Origin of the sequence: Tenacibaculum sp. Cn5-46 (genome assembly GCF_022347705.1) — a bacterium.
GTDB classification, from domain to species: Bacteria; Bacteroidota; Bacteroidia; order Flavobacteriales; family Flavobacteriaceae; genus Polaribacter; species Polaribacter aiptasiae.
In genome coordinates this window covers 65956-85069 of the sequence record NZ_JAKRGD010000010.1, presented here as the reverse complement: position 1 = coordinate 85069, position 19114 = coordinate 65956, and the positions used below count along the sequence as shown (strand labels likewise).

The 19114-nt window shown below is 29.5% G+C and carries 18 protein-coding genes; 13 read left to right on the top strand and 5 right to left on the bottom strand.

Annotation, left to right across the window (positions count from 1 at the left end; translation table 11 throughout):
* The 7 genes from MHN29_RS17860 to MHN29_RS17830 form a co-directional block, all read left to right on the top strand.
* On the top strand, positions 1–712 hold a 712-nt coding region (locus tag MHN29_RS17860; RefSeq protein WP_235276275.1), incomplete at its 5' end, for an immunoglobulin-like domain-containing protein.
* Positions 713–840: 128 nt separating this feature from the next.
* A complete protein-coding gene (locus MHN29_RS17855; protein ID WP_235273737.1) occupies positions 841–2166 on the top strand; it encodes a dicarboxylate/amino acid:cation symporter in 1326 nt (441 codons plus the stop codon).
* A 130-nt stretch (positions 2167–2296) separates the two neighbouring features.
* Complete coding sequence (gene gshB / locus MHN29_RS17850; RefSeq protein ID WP_150898874.1) at positions 2297–3328, top strand: glutathione synthase; 1032 nt, start codon at positions 2297–2299, stop codon at positions 3326–3328.
* The gene (locus MHN29_RS17845; protein ID WP_235273736.1) at positions 3318–4157 is read left to right on the top strand and encodes a sulfurtransferase; all 840 of its coding nucleotides are present in this window, start codon (positions 3318–3320) and stop codon (positions 4155–4157) included. Before gshB ends, MHN29_RS17845 begins: the two co-directional genes overlap by 11 nt.
* Positions 4158–4484, top strand: a complete 327-nt coding sequence (locus MHN29_RS17840; RefSeq protein ID WP_150898872.1) for a hypothetical protein — start codon at positions 4158–4160, stop codon at positions 4482–4484.
* Between the two features lies 1 nt (position 4485).
* The gene (locus tag MHN29_RS17835) at positions 4486–5316 is read left to right on the top strand and encodes an N-formylglutamate amidohydrolase (RefSeq protein WP_235273735.1); all 831 of its coding nucleotides are present in this window, start codon (positions 4486–4488) and stop codon (positions 5314–5316) included.
* Positions 5317–5346: 30 nt separating this feature from the next.
* Complete coding sequence (locus tag MHN29_RS17830; protein ID WP_235273734.1) at positions 5347–6504, top strand: flavohemoglobin expression-modulating QEGLA motif protein; 1158 nt, start codon at positions 5347–5349, stop codon at positions 6502–6504.
* A 16-nt stretch (positions 6505–6520) separates the two neighbouring features.
* Here the strand turns inward: MHN29_RS17830 and MHN29_RS17825 are convergent, their stop codons facing one another.
* The gene (locus MHN29_RS17825; protein WP_235273733.1) at positions 6521–7033 is read right to left on the bottom strand and encodes a hypothetical protein; all 513 of its coding nucleotides are present in this window, start codon (positions 7031–7033) and stop codon (positions 6521–6523) included.
* A 171-nt stretch (positions 7034–7204) separates the two neighbouring features.
* Between MHN29_RS17825 and MHN29_RS17820 the strand changes: the two genes are divergently transcribed.
* The 3 genes from MHN29_RS17820 to murA are packed head-to-tail and all read left to right on the top strand — an operon-like array spanning position 7205 to position 11534.
* Positions 7205–9529 (top strand): ATP-dependent helicase, encoded by a 2325-nt coding sequence (locus MHN29_RS17820; RefSeq protein WP_235273732.1) that lies wholly within the window; start codon positions 7205–7207, stop codon positions 9527–9529.
* A gap of 46 nt (positions 9530–9575) precedes the next feature.
* Positions 9576–10220, top strand: coding sequence for a DUF4290 domain-containing protein (locus tag MHN29_RS17815; RefSeq protein ID WP_235273731.1), 645 nt, complete (start codon positions 9576–9578; stop codon positions 10218–10220).
* Entirely contained in the window at positions 10221–11534 is a 1314-nt protein-coding gene (gene murA, locus MHN29_RS17810; RefSeq protein WP_235273730.1) for a UDP-N-acetylglucosamine 1-carboxyvinyltransferase, read from the top strand. It abuts the gene before it with no gap.
* 79 nt (positions 11535–11613) lie between these two features.
* Here murA and MHN29_RS17805 read toward each other — a convergent pair whose 3' ends face one another.
* On the bottom strand, positions 11614–12120 hold the full coding sequence (locus tag MHN29_RS17805) for a hypothetical protein (RefSeq protein WP_235273729.1): 507 nt from the start codon (positions 12118–12120) through the stop codon (positions 11614–11616).
* A 193-nt stretch (positions 12121–12313) separates the two neighbouring features.
* On the opposite strand from MHN29_RS17805, the gene MHN29_RS17800 reads away from it, so the two are divergent.
* The 3 genes from MHN29_RS17800 (at position 12314) to MHN29_RS17790 (ending at position 16703) form a co-directional block, all read left to right on the top strand.
* Complete coding sequence (locus MHN29_RS17800) at positions 12314–14761, top strand: M1 family metallopeptidase (protein ID WP_235273728.1); 2448 nt, start codon at positions 12314–12316, stop codon at positions 14759–14761.
* A 75-nt stretch (positions 14762–14836) separates the two neighbouring features.
* Positions 14837–16033 carry a hypothetical protein gene (locus MHN29_RS17795; protein WP_235273727.1) on the top strand — a complete coding sequence of 399 codons (1197 nt, stop codon included), beginning with the start codon at positions 14837–14839 and terminating at the stop codon, positions 16031–16033.
* Positions 16034–16094: 61 nt separating this feature from the next.
* Positions 16095–16703, top strand: coding sequence for an alpha-ketoglutarate-dependent dioxygenase AlkB (locus MHN29_RS17790; RefSeq protein ID WP_235273726.1), 609 nt, complete (start codon positions 16095–16097; stop codon positions 16701–16703).
* On the opposite strand, the gene MHN29_RS17785 is transcribed toward MHN29_RS17790, so the two are convergent.
* The 3 genes from MHN29_RS17785 to MHN29_RS17775 are packed head-to-tail and all read right to left on the bottom strand — an operon-like array spanning position 16704 to position 19107.
* On the bottom strand, positions 16704–17822 hold the full coding sequence (locus tag MHN29_RS17785; RefSeq protein WP_235273725.1) for an ABC transporter substrate-binding protein: 1119 nt from the start codon (positions 17820–17822) through the stop codon (positions 16704–16706).
* 5 nt (positions 17823–17827) lie between these two features.
* Positions 17828–18355 (bottom strand): alpha-ribazole phosphatase, encoded by a 528-nt coding sequence (cobC, locus tag MHN29_RS17780; RefSeq protein WP_235273724.1) that lies wholly within the window; start codon positions 18353–18355, stop codon positions 17828–17830.
* Positions 18340–19107 (bottom strand): adenosylcobinamide-GDP ribazoletransferase, encoded by a 768-nt coding sequence (locus tag MHN29_RS17775; protein ID WP_235273723.1) that lies wholly within the window; start codon positions 19105–19107, stop codon positions 18340–18342. Before MHN29_RS17775 ends, cobC begins: the two co-directional genes overlap by 16 nt.
* Positions 19108–19114 lie beyond the last annotated feature (7 nt).

The window sequence follows — 19114 nt, the reverse complement described above, 5'->3', positions numbered from 1 at the left end:
TGATACACAGATTCCAGTAATTACCTTGAATAATAATGTATTAGTTGAAGTTGAAGCAGGAAGCATTTATAATGATTCAGGAGCAACAGCAATAGATAATATAGATGGAAATTTAACAGGGGCAATTATAACAGTAAATAATGTTGATACATCAGTTTTAGGAGATTATCAAGTAAGGTATAATGTAGTTGATAATTCAGGAAATAATGCTATAGAAGTCATTAGAACAGTTAGAGTTATTGATACACAAATTCCAGTAATAACCTTAACAGGTAATGAAATAGAAGAGATTGAGTTCGGAGGTAGCTTTAATGATTCAGGAGCAACAGCAATAGATAATTTAGATGGAGATATTACGAAACAAATTATAATTTCAGGAAATGTTGATACAAAAGTTTTAGGAGTATATATAATAAAATATAATGTAACAGATTCATCTGGTAATAAAGCTATAGAAGTTAGAAGAGAGGTGAGAGTTAAATCAAAAAAGGTTATTGTGTATCCTAATCCAGTAGAGGTTAATTTTATTAAAATCGTTTTTCCAGAAAAAGAGTCAAGTTATTTCATAAGTGATTTTTCAGGGAGAAAGTTATTAGAAGGAAAAGTGAAAGATGGAGGAGAAATAAATATAGAAGTATTAAGTTCAGGTGTTTATCATATAAGTTTAGTTCTGAATAATAAAGTAAAGACTGTAAAGTTTTTAAAAAAATGATAAAAAAATGAGGTGTCAAAAGCACCTCATTTTTTTATGCTAAAATCTTTATGCTGTTTACTAAAATAGATTTCTATATATTTACTTCCGTTTAATTAGAATAACAAAGAAAACAGTTTTAAATATATATGAGGAATTTAGCGTTACACTGGCAAATTTTAATAGGAATGGTTCTAGGTATCCTTTTTGGATTAGGGATGACTTTTGTAGACGGAGGAAGTACATTTGTAGGAGATTGGATAAAACCTTTAGGAACCATATTCGTAAAACTATTAAAGTTAATTGCAGTACCATTGATTATAGCATCTTTAATTAAAGGAATATCTGATTTGAAGGATATTTCTAAGTTTAAGAACATCGGGCTTCGAACTATTGTAATTTATGTAGGAACTACGGTAATAGCTATAACTATAGGATTAATTTTAGTAAATGTTGTGCAGCCTGGTAACGGAATTTCAGAAGAAACAATAACTAAACTTACCGAAACCTATGCAAATAGTGGTAGTGTACAAGCTAAAATAGCAGAGGCAAGTAAACAAAAAGCGAGTGGACCTTTACAGTTTTTAGTTGATATGGTACCAGACAATGCTTTAAAAGCAATGGGGAATAACAAATCGATGTTACAAGTTATTTTCTTTACTATTTTCTTAGGAATTTCAATGCTATTAGTAGGAGAAAAGAAATCTAAACCATTAAAAAAGTTTTTTGACTCACTAAATGAGGTGGTGTTAAAAATGGTAGATTTAATCATGTTATCTGCACCCTATGCGGTATTTGCATTATTGGCAAATGTAGTGGTATCTTCTAATGATCCAGATTTATTATTAGCCTTATTAAAATATGCTTTAACAGTTATTGGAGGATTATTATTGATGGTAGCTTTCTATATGGTTTTAGTTAGTGTATTTACAAAGAAAAACCCATTATGGTTCTTAAAACAAATAAGTCCAGCGCAATTATTAGCGTTTTCAACAAGTTCAAGTGCAGCAACTTTGCCAGTAACTATGGAAAGAGTAGAAGAACATGTAGGTGTAGATAAAGAAGTATCTAGTTTTGTATTGCCTGTTGGAGCTACTATTAATATGGATGGAACAAGTTTATATCAAGCAGTAGCAGCAGTTTTTATAGCACAAGCATTAAGCTTTGATTTATCTTTTGGAGATCAGCTAACTATTATTTTAACAGCATTATTAGCTTCAATAGGTTCAGCAGCTGTACCAGGAGCTGGAATGGTAATGTTAGTAATCGTATTAGAAGCTGTAGGTTTTCCAGCAGATAAATTAGCAATAGGTTTAGCGTTAATTTTTGCGGTTGATAGACCTTTAGATATGTGTAGAACAGTTATCAATGTAACAGGAGACGCAACGGTTGCTTCATTAGTAGCAAAATCAGTTGGGAAGTTAGGAAAACCAAATCCTAAAAATTGGGATGATAATTATGATGAGGTAAAATAAATTTTCACCTTTATTCCATATAAAAAAAAATATTACTTTTATAAACACCATTGTAGCTTTTACATTGGTGTTTGTTTGTCTAAAAAGACTGATAAAAACTAACTAAATTAACTTAATACAATTTTATTGAATGAACATTTGTTTTTTAATGTATCCTTGGGAGGAAATAAACCCTGAGAATGATTCAACATTAACACTTATTCATGAGTGTGCTAAAAGAGGACATGGTGTTGCCATTTGTACGCCTTCTAATTTAACAATACGTAATAGTATAACAAATGCATTTTGTACAATTATAGAAAGAATGGATAAAGTCCCTTCAAGTATAAAGTCTTATTATAAAAAAGCAACCACACGAGAAGAAATGTTACCATTAGCAGGTTTTGATGCTATTTTTATGAGAGCAAACCCGCCATTAGATCCATTAATGTTAAACTTCTTAGATTCCGTTAAAGATGATGTATTTGTAATAAATTCGGTTCAAGGAATGCGAGAAGCGAATAATAAGTTATATACAGCGGTTTTTGAAGACCCTAACAATGAAATTATTCCAGTTACACACGTTTCAAAGAATAAAGGATATTTAATTAAAACAATTGAAGAATCAGAAGCTGATAAAATGATTCTAAAACCATTAAATGGTTATGGAGGATCAGGAGTAATTCTAATAGAAAAATCGGCAATGGGTAATATTAATTCTTTGTTAGATTTTTATATTAGTAAAAGTGATGGTTCATCAGATTATGTAATTCTTCAAGAGTATATTGAAGGAGCAGAAAAAGGAGATGTACGTATTTTATTACTAAATGGTTTACCAATTGGTGCTATGAAACGTATACCTGGAGAAAAGGATCATCGTTCTAATGTTACAGCAGGAGGAAGGGTAGAAAAGCATAAACTTACCAAGGCAGAAAAAATACTTTGTGAAAAAATAGGGCCTAAATTAGTAAAAGACGGACTCTACTTTGTAGGGATAGATGTTATTGGAGGTAAACTAGTTGAGGTAAATGTAATGAGTCCAGGAGGAATAACCTACATTAATAAAGTTTCTAAAGTAAAGCTTCAAGAAAAAGTAATAGACTTTTTAGAAAGCAAAGTATTAGAAAAGAATGCTGCTTTTATTAGAATGACTAATTTAAAAAGGACAGTAGATGAAGCTTAATGTAAATGAAGCGATTGTTACTGTAGAATGGTTATATCAAAACTTAAAAGCAGAAAACTTAATAATATTAGATGCTACTATAACTAAAGTAGGAACTGCAGGAAATAAAGAGCAAGTTAAACAACAAGTACCTAATGCTGTTTTTTTCGATTTAAAAAATGTTTTTTTAGATAAAAATGGAGAGTTTCCTAATACCATTCCTTCAGAAAAATATTTCCAAGAAGAAGCACAAAAGTTAGGAATAAACAAGGATAGTTGTATTGTTGTTTATGACGATTTAGGAGTGTATTCAGCTCCTAGAGTGTGGTGGTTGTTTAAAACTTTTGGTTTTGATAACATAGCAGTATTGAATGGAGGACTACCAAACTGGTTAAAACATGATTACCCAGTTGAGATTCCAAAATTTAAAGAAATAGTTAAAGGTGATTTTACTGCAAATTATAAAAGAGAAAAAGTAGGTTTTGTAAAAGATGTATTAGAAGCATCAAATAAAGAAGAACTAATATTAGATGCACGTTCAAATGGAAGATTTCATGCGACAGTAGCAGAACCTAGAACAGATTTAAGAGGAGGTCATATTCCAAATTCTAAAAGTTTACCATATACAGAATTGCAAAGAGAAGGAATAATGAAATCAAAAGAAGAGCTTCAAGAAATATTTCAAAAGTTAAATCCTAAAAATGAAGAAGCTATTTTTTCATGTGGATCAGGAATAACGGCTTGTATTTTGGCATTAGGAAGCGAAATATCAGGAAATAAAAATTATAAAGTATACGATGGTTCATGGACAGAATGGGCCAGTAAAATAGAATTACCAATAGAGAAATAGATGAGTTTAGATTGGACAAAAAGAGAGTTTGAAGTGTACGTATTATTGTACGCAGCACACTGTAACCATATAGAAACAAAAGAAGAGCGAGCATATATATTATCGAAAGTAGATGAAGCTACTTTTAATAAAATGCATACTGAGATTGTGGTAGAAACAGAGCATCAAAATTTAGAAAAAATACAAACTTATTTGAATGAAAACTCATATTCTATTCAAGATAAAAGAGAATTAATTCAAGATATAAAAGAAGTTTTTTTTGCTGATGGAACTGTGGATGCAGTTGAAAAGAAAGTATTTTCATTGTTGCAGAAAATTTTAAGTTAGTATGGTAAAACTTACTATTGAAGAGATTATTCAAAAAATTCAAAATGAAGAAATTTTTGAAGCAGTATCAAGCGATTATTCTTTTACTCTAAAAATAGAGGAATATGTGCCTTATGTGTGTGGAGCAGTTCATGATGGGCATCAATTCAGAAAGGAATTGTGGGAAAACTGTATTCATACAGAATATGAAAGATGGTACGAAGAAGATCCAGCAACTAAAGCTATGGTTCAATCGCATCCAATAGTAATAGCAGGTTTAGATTCTCGTTTTGAATACGATTTGAATAGAGCACCAGAAACGGCGATTTATAACGATGCTTGGGGAAAACAGTTATGGAAAGAACCCCTTTCAAAAGAAAATAGAAATAAAAGCCTAGAAAAGCATACTAATTTTTACAAAGTAGTATCGAGTCTTATTTCTAAAATAGAAGAAAATTTTGGCTGTTGTATAGTATACGATATGCATTCTTATAATTGGCAACGTTGGGATAGAGAAGTGCCTACATGGAATCTGGGTACTAAAAACGTAAACAATGAAAGATATGATGATTTTATAGAGTCATGGAGAGAAATTCTAGAAAAAACACCAATGCCTAATGGGATTCAATCTACTTCTAAAATTAACGATACCTTTCAAGGAAATGGCTATTTTTTAAAATACATAACTAGCAATTTTACGAATACATTAGTTCTTGCGACAGAGGTTGCAAAAGTATATTGTGATGAATTAACACAGGTTATGTACCCAGAAGTTGTAATTGCAGTAGAAGATTACTTAAAAAGAGCGTTAAAAAAGCATGCTGAAGCTTTTTATAAAGTACACAAGTTGTAAATTTGTACCACTTTTTGAAAACGAATAATGATGAATGAGACTCAAGTAGATAAGAAGTCACTTATTGAAATAGATAATTACATAGATGCTTTAGTAAAAAAAATAGAGTTATTAAGCTATGTAAATCCAGTAAATATAGAAGAGGAAAAACAAAAGTTTTTTGCATCAAAATATTTAACAGATCCACAGTTCAAGTATCCTAAAAGAGATTTTGATAAGTTTAAATTACATCGTAAGTTTTTTACCTTACCGTTAGAGTCGATAGAAGATGAGACAATTCGTAATTTATATGAAGAAATAATTTATTCTTATTCTGGTTTAATCCAATGTATAGAAACAATAGGAGAAGGTAAAAAGTTTTATTATAACAGCTTACGATCATTTGGAACACCAACAGAAGATGATGTAGAAAATGCGAAGTTTATTTTACATTTTGAAGATGAGGTGGATGTAGATAATATTTTTGCTCCGAAATATAGCCCAGAAGAAGCAGAAGAGATATTTAGGGAATATAGTACTAACTATGAGTTTGATTATAATATCAAACAATCAACGACTATGAGTGCTATAGCTATGGTTTTAAATAATATTAAAACCTTAGTTATAAATGGAAATCATACATTTTCAGAAAATGAAATGGCTATTTTAACTCACCATGAAATTGGAGTACATATGGTTACTACAATGAATGGCTTAGAGCATTCACTAAAGATTTTTTCACATGGATTTCCTAATAATGTAGAAACCCAAGAAGGTTTAGCAGTTTTTAGTGAGTATATGTCTGGAAACTTAACTCTTAAAAGATTAAAAGAATTGGCGTATAGAGTGTTGGCAGTGAATGGATTGGCAAAAGGGTACTCTTTCTCAAAAACATTTAGATCATTACATAATACGTATGATTTAGACAGAGAACATGCTTTTTATATAACAGTAAGAGCTTATAGAGGAGGAGGATTTACAAAAGATTATTTGTATTTAACTGGCTTAAAGAAGATTTACGATTATTATCAGTCAGGAAAAGATTTGAGTTTGCTGTTAACAGGAAAAGTATCGTTAGATTTTATTGAAGATATAGAATATTTAATGAAGAATAATTATGCTGTAAAAGCGAAGCATGTAACAAAAGCATATTCTCAAAACTTAAATAAGAATACAACCATAGATTTTATATTAAAAAACTTAAAATAAGAAAGTAAAAAAGCTGTTATATCAGCTTTTTTACTTCTTGTTTAATAAATATTATTGAGGCTTGTGTAGGATTTTCATTTTGAGAATAATCAATCAAAATATTTTCACGAAAATCTTTGGCTGTTTCAGAAGTTTCAGCAGTTTTTCTAAATTTAGCAATAATACCAAGTTTTGCAGCTAAAATAGCTTTCCAGCTATCTTCAGAAACATATAATTGTTGTACTAAGTTATGTTCAAATTCTTGTTCAATATTAGCAATTAATAATTGTAAATAATTATTAGTATCATCACCAATAGGCTTAACACGAGTTAATAATTTTGAAGGATTAATACGTTCGCAAAACAATAATAAACGCTCATAAGCTTGAAGCTTAATAGGTAAACTTTCACGTTTTTTCTCAACTAAAGCCTGAAATTTTTTTTCATTATTATCTTGTTCAATAAATCGGCTTAAAATTAAATAAGCAACACCTCCAGTAATTAAAGCAGGTAAGGCATAAGCTAATCCTTCTAAAATTTGATCTTCCATTTTTTATGTAATTATTCGAAAGGCTAAGATACAAGTCTTCTTTAAAAAGAAGATGTAGAAGCGATATAAAAAATAGAATTATATTTGTGAATAAAAAAAGGCGTACATTCTTTATAAAACCTAAAAGAATGGTTAATTTTCCGTTTTCAAAATTCTTTCAACTTTTTTCTATTGAATACTTATTTAGAACAACTTAACGAACCACAAAGAGCAGCCGTTTTACAAAAAGATGGCCCAATGATAATTATTGCAGGTGCAGGATCAGGAAAAACAAGAGTTTTAACCTACCGTATTGCACATATGATGCAACAAGGAGTAGATTCTTTCAATATTTTATCGTTAACCTTTACAAATAAGGCGGCACGTGAAATGAAAGAACGTATTGCAGGAGTTGTGGGACATAGTGAAGCAAAAAATTTATGGATGGGAACATTCCACTCTGTTTTTGCAAGAATATTACGTTCAGAAGCAGATCGTTTAGGATATCCATCTAATTTTACCATATACGATTCACAAGATTCAGTTCGATTGATTACAACAATAATCAGAGAAATGAAATTGGATAAAGACCGTTACAAACCAAAGCAAATTTTAAGCAGAATATCTTCGTTTAAGAATAGCTTGATAACGGTAAGAGCATATTTCAATAATTCAGATTTACAGCAGGCAGATTTAGAAGCTAGTAGACCTAGAGTAGGAGATATTTATAAGGCTTATGTAGATAGATGCTTTAAGTCTGGAGCAATGGATTTTGATGATTTACTATTGAGAACGAATGAATTATTGACACGTTTCCCAGAAGTTTTAGCAAAATATCAAGATCGTTTTAGATATATCATGGTAGATGAGTACCAAGATACAAACCACTCACAATATTTAATTGTAAGAGCATTAGCAGATCGTTTTCAAAACATTTGTGTAGTAGGGGATGATTCACAGAGTATTTATAGCTTCCGTGGGGCAAATATTAATAATATTTTAAATTTCCAGAAAGATTATCCAGATGTTAAAACTTTCAAGTTAGAGCAAAATTATCGATCAACAGGAAACATAGTAGAAGCTGCAAATAGCGTAATAGACAAGAATAAAACGAAGTTAGATAAGGAAGTTTGGACAGCAAATGATGCAGGAGAAAGCATTAAAATAATGCGAACAATTTCCGATGGAGAAGAAGGACGTTTTGTAGCACAATCAATATGGGAAAACCAAATAAATAATCAGCTAACAAGTGATTCATTTGCTATATTATATCGTACTAATGCACAATCAAGAGCAATAGAAGATGCATTACGAAAGAAAGATATAAAGTATAAAATCTACGGAGGAATATCGTTTTATCAAAGAAAGGAAATCAAAGATTTGTTATCATACTTACGTATGCTAATAAATCCAAATGATGAGGAAGCTTTAAAAAGAATTATCAATTATCCAGCTCGTGGAATTGGAGCAACAACGGTAGATAAATTAGCAATTGCTGCAAATCATTATAAAAAATCAATTTTTGAAATCTTACTGAATTTAGATAAGGTAGATATTAAGATCAATTCAGGAACAAAAAACAAACTTGAGAATTTTGTTAGAATGATACAGCGTTTTCAAATTGAGGCTCAAAAGATGAATGCTTTTGAAGTTGCAGATTTGGTTGTAAAACAAACGCAGTTAGTTAAAGACTTACAAAAAGACGGTACACCAGAAGGAGTAAATAAGGTAGAAAATGTTCAGGAATTATTGAATGGAGTAAAAGACTTTATTACCGATAAAATAGAAACGGGAGAAGATGCATCATTAACATCATTCTTAGAAGACGTAGCGCTTGCAACCGATTTTGATAGCGAAAAAGACGATACACCTTGTGTATCTTTAATGACAATTCACTTATCAAAAGGACTAGAGTATCCATACGTGTATATAGTTGGTTTAGAAGAAAGTTTATTTCCTTCGGCAATGAGTATGAATACACGAAGTGAATTAGAAGAAGAACGACGTTTATTCTATGTGGCCTTAACAAGAGCGGAAAAAGTAGCATATTTAACTTATGCACAAACACGTTATCGTTGGGGGAAACTTACTGATGGAGAACCAAGTCGTTTCTTAGAAGAAATAGATGATAAATTTGTAGAGCATTTAGCACCAAAAGCACCAGAGCCATCGGCAAATAGGTTTATAGACGCTAGTTTATTTGATGATACACCAAATAAAATTCGCTTTCAAAAACCAATTCAGAAAAAAAGAAAAGAGTTCTTATCGAAAAAAGAAAAACCAAATTTAGTACCACCAAAAAGTAAAATGAAGAAGGTGTCGGAAGTAAATTCAAAAATGAATTTATTTGATGGAGAAATAGTGGTGGGGAATTTTGTAGAACACAATCGATTTGGAGCAGGAGAAGTAATTGCTTTAGAAGGTAAAGGACCAAATAAAAAAGCAGAAATTAAATTTGGTACAGTAGGTAAGAAGAAATTATTACTACAATTCGCAAAATTAAAAGTAATCGGATAGTTAATTCATAATAATTACCTATTTTGCGTATATAAATAAAGAGAAAATGACGTTTGATTTAGAATATAATTCGGAAAGGGATAATTTAATAATTCCCGAATACGGAAGACATATACAGAAATTAGTAGATCATTGTGTAGCTTTAGAAACAAAAGAAGAAAGAAACACAATGGCTAAAGCTATTATAGATGTAATGGGGAATTTACAACCTCATTTACGTGATGTCCCAGATTTTAAACATAAATTATGGGATCAGCTTCATATTATTGCCGATTTTAAATTGGATGTAGATTCGCCTTATGAAACACCATCAAAAGAAGAATTAACAGAAAAACCAGCAAAATTAGCATATCCAAAATCAGCTTCAAGATATCGTTATTATGGAAATAACATTCAAACCATGATTGACATTGCATTGACATGGGAAGAAGGAGATAAAAGAGAAGCTTTAGTGTTTACAATAGCAAATCATATGAAAAAATGCTATTTAAATTGGAATAAAGATACGGTTGAAGATGCAGTTATTTTTAAGCACTTATACGATTTATCTGGTAAAAAAATAGATTTAAGAGATTCAGAAGAAGTATTATCAGAAAGTAAAAGTTTGCTTAGAAAAAGAAACAATCAAGGACAGAATAAAGGAAGTCAAAAAGGAAAATCTAACTACAGTAATAAATATAGAAAAAAGTAAATGGCATCATTTAAAATTGAAGGAGGTCACAAATTAAACGGAGTAATTACACCTCAGGGAGCGAAAAATGAAGCATTACAAATTATATGCGCAGTCTTATTAACTTCAGAAAAAGTAATCATTAATAATATTCCAGATATTATTGATGTAAATAAGTTAATTTTTATCTTAGGAGAGTTAGGTGTTAAAATTGAAAAATTAGGGCCGAACTCATACAGTTTTCAAGCAGATGATATTAATTTAGGATACTTAGAATCAGCTGATTTTAAAAGAGATGGAAGTTCGTTAAGAGGGTCAATTATGATAGTTGGACCATTATTAGCGCGTTTTGGAAAAGGATATATTCCACGTCCAGGAGGAGATAAAATTGGTCGTAGAAGATTAGATACACACTTCGAAGGATTTATAAATTTAGGAGCAAAATTCCGTTATAATAAAGAAGAATATTTCTACGGAGTAGAAACAGAAACTGGATTGGTAGGAACAGATATGTTACTTGATGAGGCATCAGTAACAGGAACAGCAAATATTGTTATGGCAGCAGTATTAGCTAAAGGAACTACTACAATTTATAATGCAGCCTGCGAGCCATATATTCAACAATTATCAAAAATGTTGAACTCAATGGGAGCGAAAATTTCAGGAGTTGGATCTAACTTATTAACTATCGAAGGAGTAGAGTCTCTAGGAGGTTGTGAGCATAGAGTACTACCAGATATGATTGAAATAGGAAGTTGGATTGGTATGGCAGCAATGACACGATCTGAATTAACTATTAAAGATGTTAGCTGGAAAGATTTAGGTCAAATACCAAGTGTATTTAGAAAATTAGGAATCAATTTAGAAAAAAGAGGTGACGATATTTTCATCCCAGAGCAAGAGAGTTATGAAATTCAAAACTATATAGATGGATCTGTATTAACAGTTTCTGATGCACCTTGGCCAGGATTTACTCCAGATTTATTAAGTATAGTATTAGTGGTAGCTACTCAAGCTAAAGGAACTGTTTTAATACATCAAAAAATGTTTGAAAGTCGCTTATTCTTTGTAGATAAGTTGATTGATATGGGAGCTAAAGTAATTTTATGTGATCCTCATAGAGCTACAGTTATTGGACATAACTTCGAATCGCAATTAAAAGCTACTAAGATGACTTCACCTGATATTAGAGCTGGTATTTCTTTATTAATAGCAGCATTATCAGCAAAAGGAACTAGTATTATTAATAATATTGAACAAATAGATAGAGGGTATGAAAATATTGAAGCCCGTTTAAAGTCTATCGGAGCTAAAATAGAAAGAATAGAAGATTAGTCTATTTTAATAGAACAAAAATACATTTAGAGTTAAAAAAAATCGTGTCTACTTGACACGATTTTTTTATTGACTTTTTTTAATGATGATCATGATCGTCATGCTTTGATTTTTCTTCAGACATCATTTTATGATCTTCTTTTTTTATAGTGTTGTGCTCTCTTACTATTTTTTTATGATCCTCAATCATTTGTTTCTGTTCATCTTGGATTTTTTTATGGTCTTTCATCATTTGTTCTAAAGAAATTTTTCCCGTCATATGGTTTTCTTCAAGAGATTTATGCTCATTAATTAACCTTTTATGATTATTAATTAATACATCATGAGATTTTAAAATACTCGCATGAGCTTTTTCGTTTTCTAAATGCAATGAGTCATTTTCTATATCTTTATGAGAATTCATCATGTGAGTATGATCATGGTTCATATGATCATGTGTTTTTTCCATTTCTTCATGTATTTTAAGCATTCTTTCATATTCAACAATGAATGCTTTATGTTCATCAGAATCGGCTAGATTTTTTTTACAGGATAAGATTGTTAAAATAAATAAAAACAAAAATGTTTTTTCTAAGATTGATTTCATAAGGGGTAAAATTTGAGCTACAAGATAAAAAAATATGCTTGTATAATATTCATAATAAAAGAATATTGAAGAATTTATCTTCGTAATAAACAAAAAATAGGATGATAAAATTTTTGATAATTTTCTTTTTAACGGCTCATTAACAAGCCTACCAATAGATTTTCCTATTTTTGAAAAACAAAGAAAAGAATTTATGAAGTTTCAAAAACCCTTTACATTATTAATTATCTTTTTTACAATAACCTTATTTTCACAAACAAGTGATATATACAGAGGAGAAAAAGATAAAGTTCATGACTTGATTCATACCAAATTAAAAGTAGATTTTAATTTTGAAAATAAAGAGTTAAATGGGGAAGAATGGTTGACTTTAAAACCTCATTTTTATGAAACTTCAAAAGTAACATTAGATGCAAAGGCTATGCTTATTCATAAAGTATCTATGAATAACAAACCACTTGAATATAATTATGATAATTTTGAGTTAATTATAGACTTACCTCGTGCTTATAAAAGAGATGAACAGTTTACAATTTATATAAAGTATACTGCGCGTCCAGAAAAGGTAAAACAACAAGGAAGTGCAGCTATAACTTCGGCAAAAGGATTGTATTTTATAAACCCAACAGGATTAGATAAAAATAAGCCTACACAAATTTGGACACAAGGAGAAACAGAGGCGAGTAGCTGCTGGTTTCCAACAATAGATGCACCAAATCAAAAAACATCACAAGAAATTTATATAACTGTACCCAACAAGTTTGTTACGCTTTCAAATGGAAAATTAGAAAAACAAACTAATAATGCTAATGGTACTAGAACTGATTATTGGAATTTTACTCAAAAACATGCACCATACTTGTTTTTTATGGGAATTGGAGAATATGAAATAGTAAAAGATACTTATAAAAATATTCCAGTTGATTATTATGTAGAAAAAAAATATGCTCCATATGCAAAAGAGATTTTTGGAAATACACCAGAAATGCTTGCTTTTTTCTCTAAAATAACGGGGATAGAATATCCTTGGAATAAGTATGCTCAGATTGTTGGACGCGATTATGTTAGTGGAGCAATGGAAAATACTACAGCAGTTATTCATGGAGAAAGAGCTTATCAAGTACCAGGTCAGTTAATAGATGATAATGTACAAGAAAATACAATAGCACATGAAGCATTTCATCATTGGTTTGGAGATTTGGTAACAGCAGAAAGTTGGAGTAACCTAACAGTAAATGAAAGCTTTGCTAACTACAGTGAGTATTTATGGAGAGAGTATAAATATGGAAAAGAAGATGCAGATTCACATTTGTTTGAAGATACAGAAGCTTATAAAAATGGTCAGAATTTCGACAAACATTTAGTACGTTTTAACTATGATGACAAAGAAGATATGTTTGATGCTGTTAGTTATAACAAAGGAGGAGCTATTTTACATATGCTACGAAAATATTTAGGAGATGAAGCATTTTATGCAGGTTTAAATAAATATTTAACAACAAATAAGTATGGAGCAGCAGAAGCACATCAATTACGTTTAGCTTTTGAAGAAGTTACAGGAAAAGATTTAAACTGGTTTTTTAATCAATGGTATTTTAACAGTGGACATCCAAAATTAGAAATATCATATGACTATAATAAATTAAGAAAAACGGTAACAGTTAATATTATTCAAAATCAAGCAAATGAATTTAAATTCCCTTTTGCAATAGATATTTTTGAAGGAAACAAACGTACGCGTCATAATGTATTTGTAGAAGGAAAAGATGCATCGTTTACTTTTCCTTTTGTAAAGCATCCAGATTTAATTCAGGTAAATGCTGATGGAGTTTTATTATGTGATGTAGTTGAAAATAAAGTTTTAAGTGATTATATACATCAACTAAAACATGCAGAAAATTATATGCATAAAAGAGAAGCTTTATTAGAAGTAGCAAAAAAACAAGATGATAAAAAGGCTTTTAATGCAATAGCTAATGCTATGAGTGATGATTTTTATAAAATAAGAATTTTAGCATTAGAAAATATAAACTTAATCAATAAGTATTCTAAAAAGAGGGTTATTGATAAGATTATGCAAATAGCTATGAACGATCCTAAAACATTAGTACAAGCGGCAGCTATTGAAACCTTAGGGAAATTAACAGACCCAGAATTAAAGTCAGTTTTTGAAAAAGGTTTAAAAAGCAAATCATATTCTGTTTTAGGAAAGTCGTTAGTAGGAATGTATTATATAGACAAAGCCTTAGCTATTCAAAAATCTAAAACATTACCTATAGAGGTAAAGAAAATTATCGCAACTCCATTAACAAGAATTTATTTAGAAGAGAATGATGATGAGGAATTAACATTTATTGCTGGTAATGTAATGTCGGGTATGTTTTTAAGTCAGAGTAAAAAAATACAGAAATTATACAAGAAAGCATTCGATAAAATTGCAAAAAGTAATAAAACAGCTGCAATTCAGAATTTAGCAGACGATATAGTAGCAAAAGGATTACAGTATAAGCAATATAATTTTGATAAAGTAGGTGTAAATTTATTACGCCAGATAGCTCAAAAACAAAAGAAAGAAAAGTTAAGTAATCAAGAAAAAAACATTGCAATCGTAAGAATTGCCATGGCAAAATTACTAGAGTAAAAAAATAGATTTTAAATAAAAAAGAATCCTTAGTTTTGGCACAATAGTTGTCTTTCCTATCGAAACTTAAATTTTATGAACAAAACTACTTTACTACTACTATCTTCAATCTTTATTATGCTTTCGTGTAGTAGTGTAAAAACTACAGAAAAAGCAATTAATTCAGGTGATTATGAAAAAGCAATTTCATTATCGATAAAAAACTTAGCAAGAAATAAGTATAAGAAAAAGAATCAGCCTTATGTTATCATGCTTAAGAATGCTTTTAATAAAGCAGTAGATAGAGATGTATCTAAAATAGAATTTTTAGAAAAGGAAAATAATCCAGAAAATTTAGAAACTATTTATAGTTTATATCAACGATTAAATAATAGACAAGAACGAATCAAACCGTTATTACCTTTAAAAGATGTTGTATCAGGTAATAATGTGAGTTTTCAAATTGTAAACTATGACGATCAAATTATAACTTCAAAAGAAAATTATTCAAACTTTTTATATCAAAAAGCTAAAGATTTGTTAGCCAATGGAAGTTTTAATAAGATGAATTACAGAAGAGCTTTTGATGAGTTCCAATACTTAGATAAAATCAATCCAAACTATAAAAATACAAGGAGCTTAATAGAAGAAGCGCATGCGAAAGGAACTGATTTTGTTTTCTTATCGGTACATAATGAAACAAGACAAATTATTCCTAGAAGGTTAGAAAATGACTTATTAGCAATTGATACTTATGGGTTAAATGATTTATGGACAGTATACCATTCAAAAAGAGACTCAAGAGTAAGATATGATTTTGATTTAGAGTTAAATCTAAGAAACATAGATGTTTCTCCTGAACAAATTCGTGAAAAGGAAATTGTAAAAGAAAGAAGAATTAAAGATGGCTTTAAATATTTAAAAAACGATCAAGGTGCGTTTGTAAAAGATAGTTTAGGGAATAAAATTAAAGTAGATAAATTTAGAAAAGTAAGATGTCACTTATATAAATTTACTCAATTTAAAAGTAGTAAAGTGAGTGGTGTTGTTAAATATATAGATAATACCAATAATCAATTAGTAGAAAGATTTCCAATTCAAAGTGAATTTGTTTTTGAACATATTTATGCAGATTATGATGGTGATAAAAGAGCTTTAGACGATACGTTTTTAGGATTAATTAAAGTTAGAGCAGTACGTTTTCCATCAAATGAGCAAATGGTTTATGATACAGGAAGGGATTTGAAACAAAAACTTAAAGCTATTGTAACACGTAATAAGTTCAGACATTAAAACAAGAATTAAATAATATAAAGCTCTCGCATTAAGTGGGAGTTTTTTATTTTTATACTCTATGGATTTATTTTCTCAATTTACCGATTCACCTATTAATCTACTACCTAAAGACGGAACTGTAAACTACCATGGTATAGTATTAAGTAGGGAAGAGGCTGATAGATATTATGATGTTCTTTTAAATTCTATAGCTTGGAAAAATGATGAAGCTATTGTTTTTGGAAAATTAATAACAACAAAACGAAAAGTAGCTTGGTATGCAGAAAAACCATTTGAATATTCATATTCGAACAGAACCAAAACAGCACTCATTTTTAATGAAGAATTATTAGCATTAAAAGAATTGGTTGAAAAAGAAACTAAAGAAACCTATAATTCATGCTTACTGAATTTATATCACGATGGTTCTGAAGGAATGGCTTGGCATTCAGATGGAGAAAAAGATTTAAAGAAAAATGGAGCAATAGCATCGTTAACTTTAGGAGCAGAGCGTAAGTTTGGGTTTAAGCACAAAGAAACCAAAGAAACAGTTTATAAAGTCTTAGAGCATGGTTCTTTGTTGGTGATGAAAGATGAAACACAAACACATTGGTTACATAGATTACCACCAACAAAAAAGGTGCATAGACCTAGAATAAATTTGACTTTTAGAACTATAGAGAAATAATTATTTCAATTGATCAAAAAAAGTTAGTTTATAATCAGGTAATAATTTTGGATTGGTAATTTTTATAAAATCTTTTAAAACTAAATCAGGTCTAACAGGAGCTAATTCAAAATATAAAAACCCACCAGTTTTTCCTTTTCTACTTCCAATTGTATAAACACTTCCATTATTTAAAGCATCAAATTCTTTGTAATGATTATTTACACTTACTAATTGTTCTTTGGTTTCAAATAAGCCACAACCTATCCAGTAATCGGCATGTTTACCTTTATCTAAAATACTTTCAAAACTCAATTGTAAACTACCAGTTCCTTTAGTGTTTTTCCATAAATAATTTAAGTTAGCATCTTTTAAATAAGTTGCCATAAAACTTTCTCCAGCAGGAACATTCCATACATTTTTAAACATACTACCAGATAAAACTGTAGGTTGTTTACCTTTATTGTTTTTAGCTATTTCTTTAGCTTTCAGATAATTTTGTTCTATAGTTTTAAAAATACTATCAGCTTCTTTTTCTTTATTAAGTAAAGCACCAAAAAATTTAATCCATTCAGCTCTCCCTAAAGGAGTTTCTTCTAGCCAATCTCCATTAAAAATAACAGGTATTCCAGTTTTTTTAATGTTTTCATATAATTTATTATTAGGATGTAATGAAAAAGCAATAACTAATTCAGGATGTAAATCCATTAACTTTTCAGTATTCATATTCTGTTCAGAACCTAGCTCAACAATTTTGCCTTCTTCAATTCGTTTTCTAGTTTTTTCTGAAGAAATATATTTTGTGTGAGGAAAGCCTATTAATTTTTCCTCACTACTTAAAAGTTCTAACATAGGTACATGAGTAGTACTTGTAACAACTAACCTTTCAATAGGAGTTTTTATTTCATTTTTAGAAATATTAGTACTATTACTAAGAGTATAAACAAATTGTTTTTTTGAGTTTTGAAATACTCTTTTAAATATTAGTTTTTTTTGTCCTTCTTGTGTGATAATATCAAAACCTTTAGCGTATTTGATAGGGCTAATAATAGTTTCTGATTTAGAAATTTCTTTATTTTCGGATTTCTTGCATTGAAGAAATAAAAAAGAAATGACGATAAGTAAAGTATTATATTTCATTTTAATTATAAGGTGAATTTTATAATGTGACCGTAATTTAATTTTAAATCAAAAGATTTATCTAAAGAAGTTTTATTTATATAAGCCGATAAACTTCTTATAACACCAGCATGTGTTACAATAACAATTCGTTCTTTATTGAGTAATAATATTTCAGTTAAAAAATTAACTGTTCTTGTATGTAAATCAACATATGATTCTCCATTTGTTGCAGGAATATTAACAAAATCATTCATCCAGGTATCAAGTTCCTCTTTATTAATATCATTCCATTTTTTTAACTCCCAATCACCAAAATCAAGTTCTTTTAAACGATCGTCAAAGTTAATTGTATGACTTAACTCTTTAGCTAATAATTTACAACGTTTTAAAGGGCTTGAAAAATATAGGGTATCAGAATTATTTGAATTAATTTCTTTTAGAATAGGTTGAATTTCTTCAACAAATGTCTTAGCTACAGGAATATCTGCTTGCCCGTAGCAAATTCCTTTTTCAATATCTGGTGTTGTATGACGAACTAAAATAATTTCCATATAACTAATAACGATAAATAAAAAACAACTTCAGTAACTTGTTGCAAAGCTCCTGCACAATCACCGGTTTGACCACCAATCCATTTTTTAAAAAAATACCCCATATATAAATAAGTAATTATTAATGGAATTAGTACGCCAAAGATTTTAAAGTTTTCAAAAAATAGAAGAGGTAGAAGACCAAAGAAACCAGAAATGATAATTGATTTAGTACTCATTTTCTGAGTTGTAGGTTTCACTTTAGAACTGTCGATATCTCTTACATATTCATGTGTATATAGTAATATTGTAGCTATAAATCTACTTATAGTGTGCCCCGCAATTATGATTAAAGGAATATTTTTTGAGCTTATACTGAGTTCATATAAACTTACTGTTTTTAATGAAAGTATAGATACCAAACCAACAACTCCAAAAGTACCTAATCTGGAATCTTTCATTATTGTTAGAATTTTTTCTTTAGTCCAGCCACCACCAAAACCATCACAAACATCAGCAAAGCCATCTTCATGAAAAGCTCCTGTGGCCCAGATTGAAGCAACAAAACTAAGTATAATAGAAATAGCTGGATTGAAAATATGAGAAGCGCCATAATATATAGCTGCAGAAATAGCTCCAATGAGTGTGCCTACTAAAGAAAAATAACGACTACTTTTATTTAAAATTTCAGGTGAGTGATCGACCCATTTAGGACAAGGGATTCTAGTGAAAAATAGTACTGCAGTCAAAAAATAGTGAACTTGTTTTTTCATAATAAAT

Excerpts from the sequence above, each read along its gene's own strand:
- MHN29_RS17855 (WP_235273737.1), top strand. The coding sequence starts at position 841 with ATGAGGAATTTAGCGTTACACTGGCAAATTTTAATAGGAATGGTTCTA.
- gshB (WP_150898874.1), top strand. The coding sequence starts at position 2,297 with ATGAACATTTGTTTTTTAATGTATCCTTGGGAGGAAATAAACCCTGAG.
- MHN29_RS17845 (WP_235273736.1), top strand. The coding sequence starts at position 3,318 with ATGAAGCTTAATGTAAATGAAGCGATTGTTACTGTAGAATGGTTATAT.
- MHN29_RS17840 (WP_150898872.1), top strand. The coding sequence starts at position 4,158 with ATGAGTTTAGATTGGACAAAAAGAGAGTTTGAAGTGTACGTATTATTG.
- MHN29_RS17835 (WP_235273735.1), top strand. The coding sequence starts at position 4,486 with ATGGTAAAACTTACTATTGAAGAGATTATTCAAAAAATTCAAAATGAA.
- MHN29_RS17830 (WP_235273734.1), top strand. The coding sequence starts at position 5,347 with ATGAATGAGACTCAAGTAGATAAGAAGTCACTTATTGAAATAGATAAT.
- MHN29_RS17825 (WP_235273733.1), bottom strand. The coding sequence starts at position 7,033 with ATGGAAGATCAAATTTTAGAAGGATTAGCTTATGCCTTACCTGCTTTA.
- MHN29_RS17815 (WP_235273731.1), top strand. The coding sequence starts at position 9,576 with ATGACGTTTGATTTAGAATATAATTCGGAAAGGGATAATTTAATAATT.
- murA (WP_235273730.1), top strand. The coding sequence starts at position 10,221 with ATGGCATCATTTAAAATTGAAGGAGGTCACAAATTAAACGGAGTAATT.
- MHN29_RS17805 (WP_235273729.1), bottom strand. The coding sequence starts at position 12,120 with ATGAAATCAATCTTAGAAAAAACATTTTTGTTTTTATTTATTTTAACA.
- MHN29_RS17800 (WP_235273728.1), top strand. The coding sequence starts at position 12,314 with ATGAAGTTTCAAAAACCCTTTACATTATTAATTATCTTTTTTACAATA.
- MHN29_RS17795 (WP_235273727.1), top strand. The coding sequence starts at position 14,837 with ATGAACAAAACTACTTTACTACTACTATCTTCAATCTTTATTATGCTT.
- MHN29_RS17790 (WP_235273726.1), top strand. The coding sequence starts at position 16,095 with ATGGATTTATTTTCTCAATTTACCGATTCACCTATTAATCTACTACCT.
- MHN29_RS17785 (WP_235273725.1), bottom strand. The coding sequence starts at position 17,822 with ATGAAATATAATACTTTACTTATCGTCATTTCTTTTTTATTTCTTCAA.
- cobC (WP_235273724.1), bottom strand. The coding sequence starts at position 18,355 with ATGGAAATTATTTTAGTTCGTCATACAACACCAGATATTGAAAAAGGA.
- MHN29_RS17775 (WP_235273723.1), bottom strand. The coding sequence starts at position 19,107 with ATGAAAAAACAAGTTCACTATTTTTTGACTGCAGTACTATTTTTCACT.